The organism is Pseudoalteromonas sp. PB2-1, from assembly GCF_045040605.1.
GTDB lineage: Bacteria > Pseudomonadota > Gammaproteobacteria > Enterobacterales > Alteromonadaceae > Pseudoalteromonas > Pseudoalteromonas arabiensis.
In genome coordinates this window covers 213,731-231,307 of sequence record NZ_CP090667.1, presented here as the reverse complement: position 1 = coordinate 231,307, position 17,577 = coordinate 213,731, and the positions used below count along the sequence as shown (strand labels likewise).

General features: G+C 41.7%; 16 protein-coding genes. 9 read left to right on the top strand and 7 right to left on the bottom strand.

Annotation, left to right across the window (positions count from 1 at the left end):
• Positions 1-421 precede the first annotated feature (421 nt).
• The 5 genes from glnA to L0Z67_RS01115 all read left to right on the top strand — a co-directional run bounded on the left by glnA (position 422) and on the right by L0Z67_RS01115 (position 5,528).
• On the top strand, positions 422-1,828 hold the full coding sequence (gene glnA, locus L0Z67_RS01135; RefSeq protein ID WP_062568222.1) for a glutamate--ammonia ligase: 1,407 nt from the start codon (positions 422-424) through the stop codon (positions 1,826-1,828).
• A 134-nt stretch (positions 1,829-1,962) separates the two neighbouring features.
• Positions 1,963-2,487, top strand: a complete 525-nt coding sequence (locus L0Z67_RS01130; protein ID WP_228074387.1) for a DUF4124 domain-containing protein — start codon at positions 1,963-1,965, stop codon at positions 2,485-2,487.
• Between the two features lie 80 nt (positions 2,488-2,567).
• The gene (gene glnL, locus L0Z67_RS01125; RefSeq protein WP_405128370.1) at positions 2,568-3,638 is read left to right on the top strand and encodes a nitrogen regulation protein NR(II); all 1,071 of its coding nucleotides are present in this window, start codon (positions 2,568-2,570) and stop codon (positions 3,636-3,638) included.
• Positions 3,639-3,656: 18 nt separating this feature from the next.
• On the top strand, positions 3,657-5,042 hold the full coding sequence (ntrC, locus tag L0Z67_RS01120; protein WP_062568219.1) for a nitrogen regulation protein NR(I): 1,386 nt from the start codon (positions 3,657-3,659) through the stop codon (positions 5,040-5,042).
• Positions 5,043-5,069: 27 nt separating this feature from the next.
• Positions 5,070-5,528 carry a cyclic nucleotide-binding domain-containing protein gene (locus L0Z67_RS01115; protein WP_062568218.1) on the top strand — a complete coding sequence of 153 codons (459 nt, stop codon included), beginning with the start codon at positions 5,070-5,072 and terminating at the stop codon, positions 5,526-5,528.
• Here the strand turns inward: L0Z67_RS01115 and L0Z67_RS01110 are convergent.
• Positions 5,525-6,187 (bottom strand): hypothetical protein, encoded by a 663-nt coding sequence (locus L0Z67_RS01110; protein WP_062568217.1) that lies wholly within the window; start codon positions 6,185-6,187, stop codon positions 5,525-5,527. The two genes, L0Z67_RS01115 and L0Z67_RS01110, sit on opposite strands and share 4 nt — an antisense overlap.
• Before the next feature lie 56 nt (positions 6,188-6,243).
• Positions 6,244-6,531 (bottom strand): hypothetical protein, encoded by a 288-nt coding sequence (locus L0Z67_RS01105; RefSeq protein WP_193988145.1) that lies wholly within the window; start codon positions 6,529-6,531, stop codon positions 6,244-6,246.
• A 235-nt stretch (positions 6,532-6,766) separates the two neighbouring features.
• On the opposite strand from L0Z67_RS01105, the gene L0Z67_RS01100 reads away from it, so the two are divergent.
• The 4 genes from L0Z67_RS01100 to L0Z67_RS01085 all read left to right on the top strand — a co-directional run bounded on the left by L0Z67_RS01100 (position 6,767) and on the right by L0Z67_RS01085 (position 11,729).
• Positions 6,767-7,141: an RNA-binding S4 domain-containing protein gene (locus L0Z67_RS01100; protein WP_062568215.1), complete on the top strand. Its 375-nt coding sequence runs from the start codon at positions 6,767-6,769 to the stop codon at positions 7,139-7,141.
• 434 nt (positions 7,142-7,575) lie between these two features.
• Complete coding sequence (gene acnA / locus L0Z67_RS01095) at positions 7,576-10,326, top strand: aconitate hydratase AcnA (RefSeq protein WP_405128369.1); 2,751 nt, start codon at positions 7,576-7,578, stop codon at positions 10,324-10,326.
• A gap of 188 nt (positions 10,327-10,514) precedes the next feature.
• Positions 10,515-11,402, top strand: a complete 888-nt coding sequence (locus L0Z67_RS01090; protein WP_405128368.1) for a hypothetical protein — start codon at positions 10,515-10,517, stop codon at positions 11,400-11,402.
• Positions 11,403-11,483: 81 nt separating this feature from the next.
• On the top strand, positions 11,484-11,729 hold the full coding sequence (locus L0Z67_RS01085; protein ID WP_062568212.1) for a hypothetical protein: 246 nt from the start codon (positions 11,484-11,486) through the stop codon (positions 11,727-11,729).
• Here the strand turns inward: L0Z67_RS01085 and L0Z67_RS01080 are convergent.
• The 5 genes from L0Z67_RS01080 to L0Z67_RS01060 all read right to left on the bottom strand — a co-directional run bounded on the left by L0Z67_RS01080 (position 11,726) and on the right by L0Z67_RS01060 (position 17,445).
• Positions 11,726-12,265: a DUF4124 domain-containing protein gene (locus L0Z67_RS01080; protein ID WP_062568211.1), complete on the bottom strand. Its 540-nt coding sequence runs from the start codon at positions 12,263-12,265 to the stop codon at positions 11,726-11,728. The genes L0Z67_RS01085 and L0Z67_RS01080 overlap by 4 nt on opposite strands.
• A 15-nt stretch (positions 12,266-12,280) precedes the next feature.
• The gene (locus L0Z67_RS01075; RefSeq protein WP_405128367.1) at positions 12,281-13,003 is read right to left on the bottom strand and encodes a transporter substrate-binding domain-containing protein; all 723 of its coding nucleotides are present in this window, start codon (positions 13,001-13,003) and stop codon (positions 12,281-12,283) included.
• Positions 13,004-13,105: 102 nt separating this feature from the next.
• Positions 13,106-13,846 (bottom strand): phosphoadenylyl-sulfate reductase, encoded by a 741-nt coding sequence (locus L0Z67_RS01070; RefSeq protein ID WP_062568209.1) that lies wholly within the window; start codon positions 13,844-13,846, stop codon positions 13,106-13,108.
• A gap of 38 nt (positions 13,847-13,884) precedes the next feature.
• Entirely contained in the window at positions 13,885-15,582 is a 1,698-nt protein-coding gene (gene cysI, locus L0Z67_RS01065) for an assimilatory sulfite reductase (NADPH) hemoprotein subunit (protein ID WP_405128366.1), read from the bottom strand.
• Between the two features lie 48 nt (positions 15,583-15,630).
• The gene (locus L0Z67_RS01060; RefSeq protein WP_405128365.1) at positions 15,631-17,445 is read right to left on the bottom strand and encodes an assimilatory sulfite reductase (NADPH) flavoprotein subunit; all 1,815 of its coding nucleotides are present in this window, start codon (positions 17,443-17,445) and stop codon (positions 15,631-15,633) included.
• Between the last annotated feature and the right edge of the window lie 132 nt (positions 17,446-17,577).

Here is a 17,577-nt window from a genome sequence, read left to right as displayed (position 1 = left end):
TAAAAGGGCGCATATTATCCCTTAATAATGGCATGGATGAAAGTTTATCCAATGTAAATTTATAAACTTTCTTCAAGCTTTTTCTAAGTATCTGTTTTATAAATGACAAATTTATGAACTTTGTTCATTTCAAACAGTAAGAATTGGCGAAATTCTGAGTTATGAGCCATATTTTCAGAGTAAATCAAGCTCAGAGTTCATTTATTAGGTATGCTCAATTTCTGTGCATTTGGCATTGTGAAAAAGCAATGCACCACAATGAAACTTTTACGCACCAAAGTTGTGCAAATAGTTTTAACAAAACCCTATTCTATTTTTTTTTATAAGCCTAAACAACATGTTAAAAATATGGCATGAAATCAGCTTATATAAAACAAAAGCAATAATGCAGCAAAAATAAAACCCAACAATTGGAGGACACATGTCACAATCGGTTTTAGATTTTATCAAAGAAAATGACGTTAAGTTCATTGATTTACGCTTTACTGACACCAAAGGTAAAGAACAGCATGTTTCTATTCCTCATCACCAAATTGATGAAGAGTTCTTTGAAGACGGCAAAATGTTTGACGGTTCTTCAATTGCTGGCTGGAAAGGCATCAATGAATCAGACATGGTACTAATGCCTGTACCTGAGTCTGCTAAAATGGACCCATTTTCTGAAGAAGCTACTTTAATCGTACGTTGTGACGTTGTTGAGCCTTCAACACTTCAAGGTTACGAGCGTGATCCACGTTCTGTTGCAAAACGCGCTGAAGAATACATGCGTTCAACAGGTATCGCTGATACTGTTTTATTCGGCCCAGAGCCAGAGTTCTTCCTATTTGATGATGTAAAATACAAATCAGACATGTCAGGTTCTATGTACAAAATTGATGATATCGAAGCTGCATGGAACTCAGATAAAGACTACGAAGGTGGCAACAAAGGCCATCGTCCAGGCGTTAAAGGTGGTTACTTCCCATGTTCACCTATTGATTCATCACACGACTGGCGTTCAGCTACATGTTTAGTTCTTGAAGAACTAGGCCAAGTTGTAGAAGCTCATCACCATGAAGTTGCAACTGCGGGTCAAAACGAAATCGCAACACGCTTCAATACCATGGTATTAAAAGCAGACGAAATCCAAGAGATGAAATATGTTATCCATAACATGGCTCACCTTTATGGTAAGACAGCAACCTTCATGCCTAAGCCTCTTGTAGGTGATAACGGTTCTGGTATGCACTGTCACCAATCTTTAGGTAAAGATGGCGTAAACATCTTCGCTGGTGACAAGTACGCGGGTCTTTCTGAAGAAGCACTTTACTACATCGGTGGTATCATCAAGCACGCTAAAGCAATCAACGCATTCGCTAACGCGTCAACTAACTCGTACAAACGTCTAGTACCAGGCTTTGAAGCACCAGTAATGCTTGCATACTCTGCACGTAACCGCTCTGCTTCAATCCGTATCCCTGTGGTACCGTCTGCAAAAGCACGTCGTATCGAGGTACGTTTCCCAGATCCAACAGCTAACCCATACCTAGCATTCTCAGCAATGCTTATGGCTGGCCTTGACGGTATCAAAAACAAGATCCACCCTGGCGATGCTATGGATAAAGATTTATACGACTTACCAGCTGAAGAAGCTGCTGAGATCCCACAAGTTGCCTCTTCACTAAGCGAAGCACTTGCTTCTTTAGACGCTGACCGTGAGTTCTTGACCCAAGGTGGTGTATTCACTGACGATCTAATCGATGCATACATCTCACTGAAGAACAAAGAAGTTGAAAAGCTTAACATGACAACTCACCCAGTTGAGTTTGAAATGTACTACAGCGTGTAATTACGCTGTAGCAGAATTATCTATATCAGATAATAAATGTGTGTTCTCAAGCCCGCTTTGCGGGCTTTTTTAATGGTAATTCGACGTATTCTCCTCTACAGTTTTAAATAGATTAAGAAATGCAGGGTTGCAGAGTGAAAAGCATAACTTTATTGTTAGCAGTACTAATTTTTGTTAGTACTTTTAGCCATGGTACCGCTCAGAAGAAAGTGTATTCGTGGAAGGATAGAAATGGTGTTTTAGTCTTTTCTGATACACCACGTCCAGGCGCAACTGAAGTAAAGCTAAATACGCAAAATCTCACTATGCCAGCGACCGATACGAGCATTCTAGATAGCAGCCCGAACGTTACACCGGTTAATTTTAAAGTGACAATAGCCTCACCTGAAAATGAAGCCACCGTTAGAGAGAATACTGGTTCCGTTTATGTAACGACTCGTATTAGTCCACGCTTTGCAACAGGCTTTAAGGTACAACTCCTTGTTGATGGCACTCCTTTAGGTGTTGCCAGTAGCAGTACAACCTTTGCACTTAGAGAAGTCAATCGAGGCGAACACACACTGCAAGCTAAGCTTTTTAATGAGAATAATAAACTCGTTTCGGTTAGCCCAGTAAGCACCTTTTTTATGCATCGAGCATCTGTATTAAACAGCAATTAACTTTTTAAAATAGATACCTCACAATGCAGAATGGCTGTGCTAAGCTATGCTCAATCGCAACGCACTAAAATGGTGCAAACATGCTCAGTAATACTCCCTTCGACTCAGAAATACTCGACAGTATCTGGAAAAATTTAAGTACTGCCGTTATCTTGCTCGACCGAAACTTCAAACTGGTTTATGCAAATGACAGTGCAAGTGAGCTTTTAGGTTTAGGTCCTAAACGTATTATCAACCAACCATTCGATAATCTATTTAACTATCACTCAATTGATTTAAAACGCATCGCCCAGTACTCACTGTTCGATGGTGTTGATTGCCATCAGCATAGAGCTGACGTGGTGTTCATCGATTCTCGCCATGCTAAATTAACAATCAGTACGCGACGGCTCAGCAGCAAAAATGAAAACTACATTTTATTTGAATGCCGCCAAATGGACGATGAAATTCGTCACGATCAAGCCTCTAATCAAATGCATCAATATCAAGCTGCGCGTAATTTAATACGTGGTTTGGCGCACGAAATTAAAAATCCGTTAGGTGGAATTCGCGGAGCGGCGCAATTATTGCAGTATGAGGTTGATCAGCAAGAACGAGATCAATGTGCAGAGCTTATTATTGAGCAAGCAGACAGATTGCGAGAGCTAGTCGACCGCTTGCTTGGCCCGAATCAGTTGCCCCACAAATCCTATGGCAATATTCACCAAGCACTTGAGTCAGTAATCAAGCTAAGCATGCTGGATAATAGTGCGAATATCATCTTAGTAAAAGACTATGATCCGAGCATACCTAATGTGTATATAGATCAAAGTAAAATTCAACAGGTGGTGTTGAACATTATTCGTAATGCCCAACAGGCTCTCGTTGATGGTGGTGAAATCAGAATAAAAACCCGTATTAACCACCAGCATAGACGTCCTGGTAAAGCGCCGAAAAAAACCTTGCTGATCCAAATTTCGGATAATGGTCCAGGTATAGATAAGAATCTAAAAGAAACTTTGTTCTATCCCATGATCACCAATAAAGAAAATGGTTCAGGGCTTGGTTTATCCATAGCGCAAACCTTGGTTGACCAGCATGACGGACACATAGACTGTGACAGTTGGCCTGGCCATACAGAATTTAATATCTATTTGCCTTTTACGGATTAATGGTTTTTTGGAGTAATCATGAAAACAGTCTGGTTAGTTGATGATGATGCCTCAATACGCTTTGTATTAGAAAAAGCGCTGGCAAGAGCAGGATTTGACACCCAAAGCTATGCAAATGCACAAGATGTACTTAATGCATTAAAATTTAGCCAGCCCACAGTGCTCGTCTCTGACGTGCGTATGCCAGGTATGGACGGCATGGCATTGCTAGAAACAATTGCTGAGCAAAATCCTGGCTTACCTGTGATCATCATGACTGCCCACTCAGATCTCGACTCTGCAGTTAATGCGTTTCAAAAAGGGGCATTTGAGTATCTTGCCAAACCGTTTGATTTAGATGAAGCCGTAGCATTGGTAGAAAGCGCATGTCGTGCTAACTCAACAAAAAAAACCAAACGTAAATTAGCACCGCAAACCAATGCGCATATCATCGGTGAAGCCCCTGCTATGCAAGAGGTGTTTCGTGCGATTGGTAAATTATCAGCTTCAAGTATGAGTGTGTTAATCAATGGCGAATCAGGTACAGGTAAAGAGCTTGTCGCCAGTGCCCTACACAACCACAGTCCACGCAAAGAAAACCAGTTTATCGCTCTCAATATGGCTGCCATTCCTAAAGAATTAGTCGAATCTGAATTATTTGGCCATGAAAAAGGCGCATTCACAGGTGCTGACAGCATTCGTAAAGGTCGCTTTGAACAGGCAAATGGCGGCACATTATTTTTAGACGAAATTGGTGATATGCCGCTTGATGTGCAAACTCGCTTATTACGCGTGTTAGCCGATGGTGAGTTTTACCGTGTTGGTGGTCATCAAAGCATAAAGGTCGATGTGCGAATCATCGCCGCAACTCACCAAAATCTCGAAGACTTGGTTAAACAAGGGAAGTTTCGTGACGATCTGTTCCACCGTTTAAACGTCGTGCGTTTGCGCCTACCCGCCCTACGAGAACGCACCGAAGATATTGAGCGCCTCGCACAACATTTTTTACATAAAAGTGCTAAAGAGCTGCAAGTCGAAAGCAAAATTTTAAGCCCTAAAGCCACTGAGCAATTACGCCTATTCAATTGGCCTGGCAATGTTCGTCAACTAGAGAACACCTGCCGTTGGTTAACTGTAATGGCACCGGGTGAGCTTATCAGCGAGCAAGATTTACCTCCCGAAATTATTGCCGCAGCTCCCACAGAGCAAGAAGGCGACTGGCTAGATGCATTTCAGCAATGGCTTAATCTTGAACTTAAACAAGGCAAAGAGAATATTTGGCCTGCGATTCAAGCACAATTAGAAACTCGCTTAATTAAAACTGCACTTGCAAACTGTGCAGGCCACAAACAAGAAGCAGCCATCAAAATTGGTTGGGGGCGTAATACGTTGACCCGCAAGCTAAAAGAGCGCAATATTAGCTAAATTTCACACTATGAACACAGTGAATCAATGAAGTTAATCGAGCATATTCCGCTTATTAAACAAATGGAAATCATTAACAGACTGTCGTTTTTTAGAGAGTTTTCTCTCAGTGAACGACAGGTGTTATTAGAATCGTTTAGTCACTTATATTTAGTACAACAAGGCCGTGCGGTTTTTAAACAATTTGATAATGACAAACGCCTTTATATTGTACTAAGTGGCTCTCTTACCGTGTTTAAGCAAAGCCATTTAGTTGAGCTAGGCAGCATAGAGCCTGGTGAATTTATTGGTGAAGGCGCGTTTATCAATAACCGTGAACGAAGTACTAGTGCGCGAGCTAAGATCGATACTATCGTACTTGCAATCACACCAGAAGCGCTTACTCGACTACCAAATGTAATCCGTGAGAAAATAAAAGATCGTATCATCGAAGGTATGAGTGAACGCATCATTAAGCTCAGTAATTATCTAGAGTCACGCGGCTAATCCATATACACAATTTGTAACGAGCAATTCAACCAGCTTGGTTCATTAACCCGTGCTGTGTAACGGTAGGTATCTGATGGTTTCATACCAAATGGGGTACTCACTTCTGGCGTTAAATGGCTGTAACTTTGCGAATAGTTTTTATAGTAAATAACTAGGTAGCCATATAAGTAATCCCAATCAAGGGAGACTTTTCTACCGCTTGTAAGGGTAAAGTGTGCCTGCTTATTATTAAATGTAACAGCAAGATCATTATACTTGTCTTCAACACATCCGGTGGTGAGTACACGAGTCGGCATAGTAAAACTAGTTGTGGTATTTTTAGCTCTTAAATAAAAGCCAATATTGCCATGATTGTAAAAGTGATTTGCGGCGGTGGTGTATTTGATCTCAGGCTGATAACCCAGTCGCTGCATGATACCAGCTAAGATCTCAGTCTGTTCAGTCAAAATTTTATCTTCGGATAACATCAAAGTCGCGTCGCCAAACTCTCGCGGCACACTCAGTTGCGTGTATTTATAAGGTAAACGCTGAGCACTTAAGGCTAAATCGAGCTGAGCTTGCTGCTGTGCGTCTAAGTTTTCTGTATAAACATAAACAGTTGGCTGTTGGCAACCAACTAACAATAGCAACACACACCAAATATACATCCTGTTCATACTATTCCCCCAATAGATTACAAGTGTAGTCTATTAAAGGAAAGCTGATTAATCAACTAATTTAAATGGTAACTTAGCCATTTATCAACACTGCGTCGAGTGTAAAGAATATCTTTAAATAAGCGGTGAACCTGATACTCAAGTAACTTTTCTTTACTCTCCTCTCCATAGGCAAGCTGGCTGTGGTTATCATTAAAACGTGAAATTAATGCAAAGCCTTGTTCTGATTTATCAGGCTGTGCTTTGATTGCTTTTGTTAGCAAAGCTCGCACATCATCTGCGGCTAATAGTGACGAATCCTGTAACCCCATTAACTCTTTCCTTAGTGCTGATCTTACGCCCATTACTACTTCTCCAGAACGAATTTAAAATGAAACGAGATTGCTTATAGCAATTAGTACACCAATTTAAAACGCGCGCAGTGTAACCAGAAAATACTGCAATTTTTTTACTGCTTTTGAAAAATATCATTCTTTTTTGCGAGCCAATTTTAACCCTTTGAAGAAGTTAAAAATTTAATCTTGGTTCAATCCAGTGCTAGGCTTTATAATGGCTACGATTAAATTATGAGAGACCAACATGAACGAAGATTTCATAGAAATTGAACTAGAAGAAGAGCCTATAGAGTTATGTAATTTGCTAAAAGTGCTCGACTTAGTCGAAACCGGAGGCCAGGCAAAAGCACTAATAGGTGAAGGTTATGTTGGAGTAAACTATGAAATTTGTACAATAAAACGGAAAAAATTATACAGTGGTGATGTGCTCGCTTTTGATGGTGAGTTGTTTCAATTAACATTAAGCGAAGATGCAACACCGAATCCTCGCCCACCAGAAACACCGAAAAAAGCACAATCAGAAACGAGCGAAACAGCACCGAAAAAAACAAAACGCAAGCGTACTAAAAAACCAAAAGTGGACGAAAAAACAGGCCGTCGCCCTATTTCATTTGGTTAGTTCAAGGTTGCTTAGTTGCTATAAATCACCTTTAATTGAGTTGGATTATAACAGTAATAAAAGGTGGTTTTGACACCTCCAACTTGGCTAAAACTACTTGCTTAAGCAGCAAGCCTCGCTAGCATCTTATTACTGGCAATACCATTTTGTGTCATTATCATTGGCTTGGTACTGCTTTTTGTTAGCCATAAAAGTCAACATGAAGAATGGCTCAGCTAAACATTCTTTTTTTTAATAGTCACCTTAATTAACTGACTATTTATCCCCCCTTGCCCTTGAAATAAATCGTGTCGGCATCAACACTATTTAAGTAGCATACTTTTTCGTCAGCAAAATAAATTTACTAGCTGGTATTAAGTTTGCAACAGACTAGTGTATATCTCGAAAAGGAAACACAAAACAAGCTCGGCTTGTTAAAACCACAGGGGCAAATAATGAATAACAGTTTTGATACCCAAAAACAGCTTACAATCAATGGTGAACAATACCATATTCACTCTTTACAAGGCTTAGGCGATAAAGCAAAGCGCTTGCCATTCTCATTAAAAATCTTACTCGAAAATCTGCTACGCAATGAAGATGGCGTTAATATCAAAAAGCAAGATATTGAAGCTTTATTAAACTGGGATCCGCAGGCTAAACCATCAGCAGAAGTAGCGTTCACGCCTGCCCGTGTCGTTATGCAAGACTTCACAGGTGTACCCGCCATTGTTGATTTAGCCGCGATGCGTGATGCCATGGAGAAACTCGGCGGCGATCCAGCAAAAATTAATCCTCTTTCACCCGCTGAACTTGTGATTGACCATTCAGTGCAAGTTGATGGTTATGGCGAAGATGGCTCATTCGACTTAAATGCGAAACTTGAATACGAACGCAATAAAGAACGTTACGAATTCTTACGCTGGGGACAAACTGCTTTTGATAACTTGAAAGTTGTGCCACCAGCAACGGGTATCGTTCACCAAGTCAATTTAGAATACCTAGCCCGTGTGGTGTTCAATGATGAAAAAAATGGTAAATCACTGGCTTACCCAGATACCCTTGTCGGCACAGATTCACACACAACCATGATTAATGGTCTTGGGGTACTTGGTTGGGGCGTAGGTGGTATTGAAGCCGAAGCCGCCATGCTAGGCCAACCAATCAGCTTACTCATTCCACAAGTTATCGGCTTTAAGCTTAATGGTCGCCTGCCTGAAGGCACGACTGCGACTGACCTTGTGCTAACCGTAACAGAAATGCTGCGTAAACACGGCGTAGTGGGTAAATTTGTTGAGTTTTATGGTGATGGACTTGCTGATTTACCACTTGCTGACCGTGCTACTATCGCTAATATGGCGCCAGAATATGGGGCAACCTGCGGTATTTTCCCAATTGATGATGAAACCATTAACTACCTACGTTTAACTAACCGCGATGACAAACAACTTAAACTCATCGAGGACTATGCAAAACATCAAGGTTTATGGCGAAACCCTGGTGATGAAGCCCGCTACACAGATACCCTTGAGTTATCCCTTGATGATGTAGTACCAAGTCTTGCGGGTCCTAAACGTCCACAGGATAGAATTGCCCTTGATAAAGCGGGCGACATCATTGGTGAACACTTAAAGGGCTTCCAAGATGAACGTATGCAGCATCGCGATAAAAGTGATATTCAAGAAGCGCGCATTGAAGATGAGGGCCCTACAACCAACCCAGATGAGCCAGTCAACGAAGCACAATTTATGGGGGCGGCTAAGGTTAACTTTAAAGGCGAGGAGTTTGAGCTTAATGACGGTGCGTGTGTCATTGCTGCAATTACAAGCTGTACAAATACCTCAAACCCAAGTGTTATTTTAGCAGCGGGCTTAGTCGCTAAAAAAGCGAAACAATTAGGCTTAAAAGTGAAACCTTGGGTTAAAACCTCATTGGCACCTGGCTCTCAAGTAGTGACTGACTACCTGAAAAAAGCAGACTTAATGGATGATTTAGATGCGTTAGGCTTTAACCTTGTTGGTTATGGCTGTACAACCTGTATTGGCAACTCAGGCCCACTGGCTGATGAAATCAGCGAAGCCATTCAAAAGCACAAACTGGTAGTCAGCTCTATTTTATCAGGTAACCGAAACTTTGAAGGTCGTATTCACCAAGATGTGAAAATGAACTTTTTAGCTTCGCCACCACTTGTTGTCGCCTACGCTATCGCAGGCCGTACAGATATTGATGTGTACAACGAGCCGCTAGCACAAGACCCTAATGGTAATGATATTTACCTGAAAAATATCTGGCCAAGTGTCAGTGAAGTCAATGAATTAGTAAAAGAGACCGTAACCAAAGAAATGTTCGCCTCAAGCTATGGCAATGTGTATCAAGGCGATGATCGTTGGCAGAAAATTCAAATTCCTGATGGCAAACTGTACGATTGGGATGATGCCTCAACCTACATTAAAAAAGCGCCCTTCTTTGATGGTATGGAGATTGAGCCTCCAGGAATTCCAAGCATCAGTGGCGCACGCTGTTTAGCAAAGTTAGGTGACTCAGTCACCACTGACCACATCTCGCCAGCAGGTGCTATTAAAGCTGATGCCCCTGCAGGCCTCTACTTACAAGAGCATGGCGTGCAAAAAGCACAATTTAACTCATATGGTTCGCGCCGTGGTAACCACGAAGTGATGATGCGCGGTACTTTCGCTAATGTACGTTTACGTAATTTATTAGCACCGGGTACCGAAGGCGGTGTTACGCGTATGCAACCGAGTGATGAGCTTGCCAGCATTTATGATGCTGCTATGAAGTATCAGCAAGATGGCACGCCACTGATTATTTTAGCAGGCGCGGAATATGGCACAGGTTCTTCACGAGATTGGGCAGCCAAAGGTTCACTACTGCTTGGTGTTAAAGCCGTTATTGCACAAAGTTATGAGCGTATTCACCGTTCAAATCTAATTGGTATGGGTGTATTACCTTTACAATTTAAAGACGGTGAAAGCTATGAGTCACTCGGTCTAACTGGCCAAGAGTCATTCGACTTTGAAGGCCTGTATGACAAAACCAATGAAGTAAGCGTCATTGCCACTAACAGTGAAGGCAAACAAATTAGCTTTAGTGTTGATGTGCGTATAGATACGCCTAAAGAGTGGGATTACTACAAACATGGCGGTATTTTACAGTATGTACTTCGTAATATGCTGGCTGAGCAGTAATCACTTTGTAAGTTAACTAAGGGGCTGAATTTTCAGCCCCTTTTTTGTTTAAAACACCAATAATTTGTAGTTTAGACCAACACACTTATTTACAAAAAATGAAAAGCACATAAAAATCAGCATGTTAAAATTGGACCATAGTTTGCAAATGCTAACCAGATAAAAATCACAATAATTTTGGAATCCATATGACAATTGCATCATTCAAACGCGCAATTTGCGCAACTGCCATCACATCTAGCTTATTATTAACTGGTTGTGTGATTCATGTATCTCCGGGTCAAATCGCAGAGCAAAAACAACAAGATTTAAGCGTGTCGGCTGCAAATTTAAGCACACTCAAAATCGATGCCGAAGCAGGCTCACTGACCATCAAAGGCGATAGTAACGCTTCAGCTATCACAGTAAATGCCAATATCTATGCGGCTAAAGGCGATGAAACCTATACCCTAACTATTGAAAAACACGGCGACACCGCAGAGCTTATCAGTAAGCTCAATAATGGTAGCTTATCGTTTTACAGAGGTTCATCACCTCACATTGATTTAATCGTATCTGTGCCCACCAACCTTAAACTTGATATCGATGATGGCTCAGGTGATATCGTTATACGTGCGATGCAAAACGACATTCGCATTGATGATGACTCAGGGTCAATTGTGATTGAAAACGGTCGCAATATTAATATTGATGATGACTCAGGCGATATTCGAATTAGCAATGTAAGCGGCAATATAAGCATTGAAGACGACTCTGGCTCGATTATGATAGAGCAAGGCCAAGGTCGCATTGATATTGAAGATGACTCTGGCGATATCCACATTGAGAACAGCCAAGGGCCTGCACGTATTATTGATGGTTCAGGTAGTATCAGCGTTAAAAAATTGGCTGGTTTGCTGGCTATCGAAGATGGCTCTGGTGATATAGATGTGAGACATATAAATGGACTCGTTACTATCACCGATGGCTCGGGCAGTATTTATGTGAATGATACACTAGGCCTGACAATTATCGAAGCGGGCTCTGGCGATTTAAGTATCGATAACGTCAATGGCCCAGTTAAATTGGATAGATAATCGACAATTGCTTGATTTAGAACAATCCAGTTAATAACAACAGCACCTACACTTTAATTAAGGCAAAAGTGAGGTGCTTGTATGACTGAACAAACCATCATTCGAATATTAAAAACCTTCATCATTTTAGGTATTTGCTTAATCGTATTGGGGCATTCTTTATTAGCCGGCAATTACTTAAGTGAAAGCATGGGTGTGCATGGTATTATGTTCAGCGCAGCATGTATTGCTATCGGCGTACTGTTTTCACTGCCTACCAAAATTTACCTCACTATTTTGCTGATGAAAATGGAAAGTGATCTGACAGCACAAAACAGGCTGAATTAGTTACCGCTTTGCTCTTGTAGCTGCTTTTCAAGTTGCTTATTGCGTTGCTCCATAAGCTGTTTTACTTGCTCTGCTTCTTGCATCATCTTTTGCACATTTTTAGCATCGTACACCCCAAGTGCGGGCGGTGTTACGTCAGCTTTAACGGTTGATGATTGCTTTTCATCAGCTTGAAAAGTTTCTGCAGGTAATACAGTAATATCGTTCGGATCTAAGCTAACAACTGTACTCGAATAATTAGGGTGAGGTGTATCAGCATAGTGCCACTGACCATGCTCATCTTGCCATTTATACACGACAACAGGTGCATGTGCGTCTTTGCTAAAGCTCAATTTCTCAGTTAACTTTTTAGCTTGTGTGCTTAATGCATCGGCACCTTGCGAAGCAAAGTCACTCACATCACCACTCACTTTTTCAGAGTAATGTTCGAACATGCTCAGTTCTAAGTAAGGTTTACCATCTGGCTTTTTAATATAAAATAACAGCACAACACTGATCAGCAGCAACATGACGGCAAAATAACAAAAACGCTTCATCCTTCCATTTACCAACTATTGATAGCGACTCACAATCTTAGCAAATTCTCCTGAAGCTTTAAGACTTTTTATAAAGTCATTAAACTGCTCTTTGATTAAATATGTTTTTGCTGTTGCTGAAAACTGTAATTGGAGTGGCGCTTTTCCCACACTATAGGTGCTTACGGTTAATTTTTTGAATACTTCATCCCGGCTCACATACCAGTTTAATGCATCTAGAGAGATAGCGGCGATACGCTGATTATGATCCCAGTCCATTAATGCTAAGAGCATCTCTCGTTCTGAATAAAAATTCTCACGGTGCATCGCCCCGCTGTCAAAATAATGTTCAAATTTCGGATAAGTATAAGCATAACGACCCATAAATACATAGCCTGTTAGCTCATCTATGGGTGGTATATGACAGCCATGTGGCATGACTAACACATCCTCTACAAAGCTAATCGCCTCACTCCAATAGTACTGGTTACTCCCTGTATACCAATCTATAGATTCAATGCGCCCATCTAATAACCCATCATCAAGCATTTTTTGCGAGCGCTTTTCAGGCGCATACGAATACTGTACCTCAATTGCATATTGCTCACTAAAGCGTTGCAGTATGTCTTGAACAATACCGCCTTGTTCGGCATTCATAAAATGATAGGGAGGGTAATCGCTGTCTGGTAGACCAATCTGCAATACTTTTGACTGGCAAAACGGCACTACAAAAAATAAGAAAACGACAAAACGACTCATCGACGACTCCATACTACTAATAAGCCGCGAATTGTACACAAAAGACACAAAAAAAGCGCAACCTAAGTTGCACTTTATGAATTTTCTGATAGGAAAATAGAATTAAATACCATCACCATCAATGTGCAAGCCACATTCACGGTTTAAGCCGAAGAAACGCGTCTCTTCTTCTGTCATACCTGGTTCAAGTTTACGAGTTGTATGAACATCACCCATAGATACATAACCTTGTTCCCAAAGTGGGTGATATGGTAAATCATGCTTAGTTAGGTACTGATAAATATCACGGTTGTTCCACTCAATAAGTGGATACACTTTCACAGTACCACGGCTAATTTCAACAATTTGCTTGTCAGCACGGCTAGATGATTGCCCGCGGCGTAAACCACTAAACCAGGTGCCCGCTTCAAGCTCGTTTAAAGCACGAGTCATTGGCTCAACTTTATTCAGTTGATTGTACTGCTTAATACCGGCTTCACCTTGCTCCCAAAGTTTACCAAACTTGGCTTCTTGCCACGCAGGACTAAGCTGTGCTTTATAAACTTTAAGATTAAGCGATAATCGCTCCGTCATTTGCTCGATGAACTGATAGGTTTCAGGGAACAAATAACCAGTGTCAGTCAGTACCACAGGAATATCTGGCTGCTGCGATGTCACTAAGTGCAACATCACCGCCGCTTGAATACCAAAACTAGACGACAAAAAGTGCGTGCTTGGTAAGTTTTCAAGAGCCCACGCAACACGCTCTTCAGCGCTTTTATCAGCCAGAAGACCATTAATATCAGCCAGCATAGCTGTTTGGTCTTCTTTGCTCATCGTTAAGATGTCTTTAAATTCACTCATGGTTAATTCCAAACCTTAAAGCGGTGTCGCTTATAAAATTATGCGTGAAAATCAGTTACTGAAACTTTAACTTCAGCAACAATGCCTTTGCGAATTACAAAATCACCAAAACACTCGCCTTCATTACGCTCACTTGCCCATTGGCCAATTAGCTTATCGAATGCGTCTAGGTATACGTCTTCGCCAACATTTTCTAAATACAACTTTGGAATACGCGTGCCTTCACGGTTACCACCTAAGTACACGTTGTATTTTCCTGGACCTTTACCAACCAGACCCGCTTCTGCCAACATTGCGCGGCCACAGCCATTCGGACAACCCACAACACGCATAATGATGTTGTCATCGCTCAGACCATGCTTAGCTAATAATGCTTCCGTTTTCTCTATTAAGCTTGGTAAGTAACGCTCAGCTTCTGCCATCGCTAATGGACAGGTTGGTAATGCCACACACGCCATTGAGTTTTTACGCTGCTCTGTATGGCTGTCATCAATCAGGCCATGGTTGCGCGCAATCTCTTCGATTACCGCTTTTTGATCAGCTGGAACACCTGCGATGATCAAGTTTTGGTTTGCCGTCATGCGGAAATCACCTTGGTGAATTTCAGCAATTTTACGGCAGCCTGTTTTTAGCGGTTGATTTGGGTAATCTAAAATACGGCCACTTTGAATAAACAGCGTTAAGTGGTGCTTACCATCAATACCTTCAACCCAACCGATACGGTCACCACGGTGAGTGAACTCATACGGGCGGCTTTGTTCAAATTGAACACCAGCACGTTTTTCAACTTCAGCTTTAAATACATCAGAACCTACACGGTCTAATGTGTATTTAGTTTTCGCATTTTTACGATTTGAGCGGTTGCCCCAATCACGCTGTACAGACACAACGTGCTCAGCAATTTTCAAGGTGTGCTCAAGTGGGATAAAACCAAAGTCATCTGCTTTACGAGGATACGTTGCTGTATCACCGTGAGTCATCGCAAGACCACCACCCACTAACACGTTAAAGCCAACTAACTTGCCGTTTTCTGCAATTGCCACGAAGTTTAAGTCGTTCGCATGCACATCCACTTCATTGTTCGGTGGAATTGTTACTGTGGTTTTAAACTTACGCGGTAAGTAAGTTGAACCTAAGATTGGCTCTTCAGTGGTTTCACTCTTTTCGCCATTTAGCCAAATTTCAGCGTACGCTTTGGTTTTTGGTAATAGGTGCTCAGAGATCTTCGCAGCCCACTCGTAAGCTTCTTGATGAAGCTCAGACTCAACTGGGTTCGTCGTACATAATACGTTTCGGTTTACATCGCCCGCCGTTGCAATTGAGTCTATGCCCACGCTATTGAGCATTTGGTGCATACCTTTAATATTTGGCTTAAGCACACCATGGAACTGGAACGTTTGACGCGTGGTTAAACGAATACTGCCATAGCTAGTTTTCTCTTCAGCAAACTTATCAATCGCTAACCATTGCTCTGGCTTGATGATACCGCCAGGCATACGCGCACGTAACATAACGTTATGTAACGGCTCTAGTTTTTGCTTGGCACGCTCAGGGCGAATGTCACGGTCATCTTGCTGGTACATGCCGTGGAAACGGATCAGTTGGAAGTTATCAGCAGTGAAACCACCGGTGATCTCGTCTTTTAAATCTTGCTCAATTGTGCCACGTAAAAAATTACTTTCTCTTTTCAAACGCTCGTTATCAGAAAGCTTTACGTTTTTGTCTTGTTCGCTCATGGTATTTCCTAAATTTGTTACAGTGACGGCTGTTAGCTTTAAACGTGATTAGTACACGTCTTTCTGATAGCGGTTTGCGCTACGTAAATCTTTTAAATATTGCTCAGCTTGTTCATCATCTTTGCCGCTATTTTCTTTGATAATGTCTACAAGCGCCTGATGAACATCTTTCGCCATACGGTTTGCATCACCACAGATATAGAAATGAGCACCCGCTTCTAACCAAGCAAATACTTCTTGGCTGTTTTTGCGAAGTTTGTCTTGAACATATACTTTTTCCGCTTGGTCACGGCTAAACGCCACATCCACTTTAGTCAGTAAGCCTGACTTCAAGTAACCTTGAATTTCAACTTGATATAAGAAGTCTTGAGTAAAGTGTGGGTTACCAAAAAATAACCAGTTTTTACCACTTGCTTCACGAGCATCACGCTCTTGTAAAAACGCACGGAATGGTGCAATACCTGTACCTGGACCAACCATGATAATTGGCGTTTCATCATTAGCCGGTAAACGGAAATTATCGTTATGCTCGCTGAATACTTTTACTTTGCAGCCTTCTTGTGCACGACGTGCTAAATAGCCAGAACAACCACCTAAGTGTTCGCTTCCGAATGCATCAAACTCAACCAGCCCCACCGTTAAGTGAACTTCTTCTTCAACTTCAGCTTGGCTAGATGCAATCGAATATAAACGTGCTTGTAGTTTACGTAAGCAATCTACTAAGGTTTGCGCTTCCAATTGAGCTGGGTTTTGACGAATAATATCGAAGATTTGGCGAGGCTCGATGTACTCACGCATTGCTGCTTTATCTTCAACTAACTTTAATAATTCAGGGTTGCCCGTTGCTGTTGCGTATTTTTCAACAAAGCCTGGGTATGACTGAGTTAATTCTAATTTTTCGATTAATGCATCACGAATACTTAGCTCGTCGTCGCCGAGTTTAACCGTGCTAGATGCATCGATTTGTGTAAGCGTGAGCACTTCATCAACAAGTGCTTCGTCATTTAAAAAGTAGACGCCTAACGAATCACCCGGTGTATAGGTGATGTCTGAACCTTCCAATGAAATTTCAACATGACGCACATCTTTGGTTGAATCACGACCCGTAATTTTTTGCACAACGCTTAGCTCTGCAGCAAATGGGTTTTGCTTGGTGTATTGGCTTGCCGCAGGTGCCGCTGCACCAAATGGCATCGCCACAACTTGACCACCACTTGCTTGTTGCTGCGCTTTAAGATCAGGTTCAAACGCATCAAGTGCACCATCAATCCACTTAGCAGCTTCATCATCGTAATCAACATCTAAGTCAGCACGCTGGAAAATAGTTTCTGCGCCAAGCTTGTTAAAACGCGCTTCAAAATCTTTTGCTGTTTGGCAGAAGAACTCATAGCTTGAATCACCTAAGCCAATCACAGCCACTTTAACACCATCTAGTTTTGGTGCTTTTTTAGTCGTTAAGAATTCATGCAGACTTTCAGCGTCTTCTGGTGGCTCGCCCTCACCATAGGTTGAAACAACAACCGTGATGAACTTTTCTTTTTTCAGGGCAGTTGGTTTGTAGTCAGCCATGTTGACTAGCTTAACGGTGAGACCACGCGACTGGGCTTGTTCTTTTAACTTAGTCGCAACGCCTTTTGCGTTACCCGTTTGCGAGCCGTATAAAATAGTTAAGGGTGCAGCATCACTAGCAGCTGGAGCGGCAGCAACACCACCCGTTATTGCACCTGCGTTGGCATTAGCAGCTAAGTAACCACTGACCCACGCTTGCTGAATTGGATTAAGTTCAGCCACTAAGCCTTGCAGCTTTTGTACTTGCTCTTGCGATAGCGGGCTCGCCGCTGCATTTAGTTGACTTAACAACATGAATTTATTCCTCGTAACCCTGAAAAGTTAACTGCGAAACGAACTTGCTACCGTCATTTCGCGAACAATTTTTTCGACTTTAAAGACTAAATAAAAACGCTTTAAAGGTTTATCTGAGCGTGAAGAATAACG

Coding starts and splice junctions, on each gene's coding strand:
- L0Z67_RS01075 (WP_405128367.1), bottom strand. CDS start 13,003: ATGAGTCGTTTTGTCGTTTTCTTATTTTTTGTAGTGCCGTTTTGCCAG.
- acnA (WP_405128369.1), top strand. CDS start 7,576: ATGAATAACAGTTTTGATACCCAAAAACAGCTTACAATCAATGGTGAA.
- L0Z67_RS01060 (WP_405128365.1), bottom strand. CDS start 17,445: ATGTTGTTAAGTCAACTAAATGCAGCGGCGAGCCCGCTATCGCAAGAG.
- ntrC (WP_062568219.1), top strand. CDS start 3,657: ATGAAAACAGTCTGGTTAGTTGATGATGATGCCTCAATACGCTTTGTA.
- glnL (WP_405128370.1), top strand. CDS start 2,568: ATGCTCAGTAATACTCCCTTCGACTCAGAAATACTCGACAGTATCTGG.
- L0Z67_RS01100 (WP_062568215.1), top strand. CDS start 6,767: ATGAACGAAGATTTCATAGAAATTGAACTAGAAGAAGAGCCTATAGAG.
- L0Z67_RS01090 (WP_405128368.1), top strand. CDS start 10,515: ATGACAATTGCATCATTCAAACGCGCAATTTGCGCAACTGCCATCACA.
- L0Z67_RS01080 (WP_062568211.1), bottom strand. CDS start 12,265: ATGAAGCGTTTTTGTTATTTTGCCGTCATGTTGCTGCTGATCAGTGTT.
- L0Z67_RS01085 (WP_062568212.1), top strand. CDS start 11,484: ATGACTGAACAAACCATCATTCGAATATTAAAAACCTTCATCATTTTA.
- L0Z67_RS01070 (WP_062568209.1), bottom strand. CDS start 13,846: ATGAGTGAATTTAAAGACATCTTAACGATGAGCAAAGAAGACCAAACA.
- cysI (WP_405128366.1), bottom strand. CDS start 15,582: ATGAGCGAACAAGACAAAAACGTAAAGCTTTCTGATAACGAGCGTTTG.
- L0Z67_RS01105 (WP_193988145.1), bottom strand. CDS start 6,531: ATGGGCGTAAGATCAGCACTAAGGAAAGAGTTAATGGGGTTACAGGAT.
- L0Z67_RS01115 (WP_062568218.1), top strand. CDS start 5,070: ATGAAGTTAATCGAGCATATTCCGCTTATTAAACAAATGGAAATCATT.
- glnA (WP_062568222.1), top strand. CDS start 422: ATGTCACAATCGGTTTTAGATTTTATCAAAGAAAATGACGTTAAGTTC.
- L0Z67_RS01110 (WP_062568217.1), bottom strand. CDS start 6,187: ATGAACAGGATGTATATTTGGTGTGTGTTGCTATTGTTAGTTGGTTGC.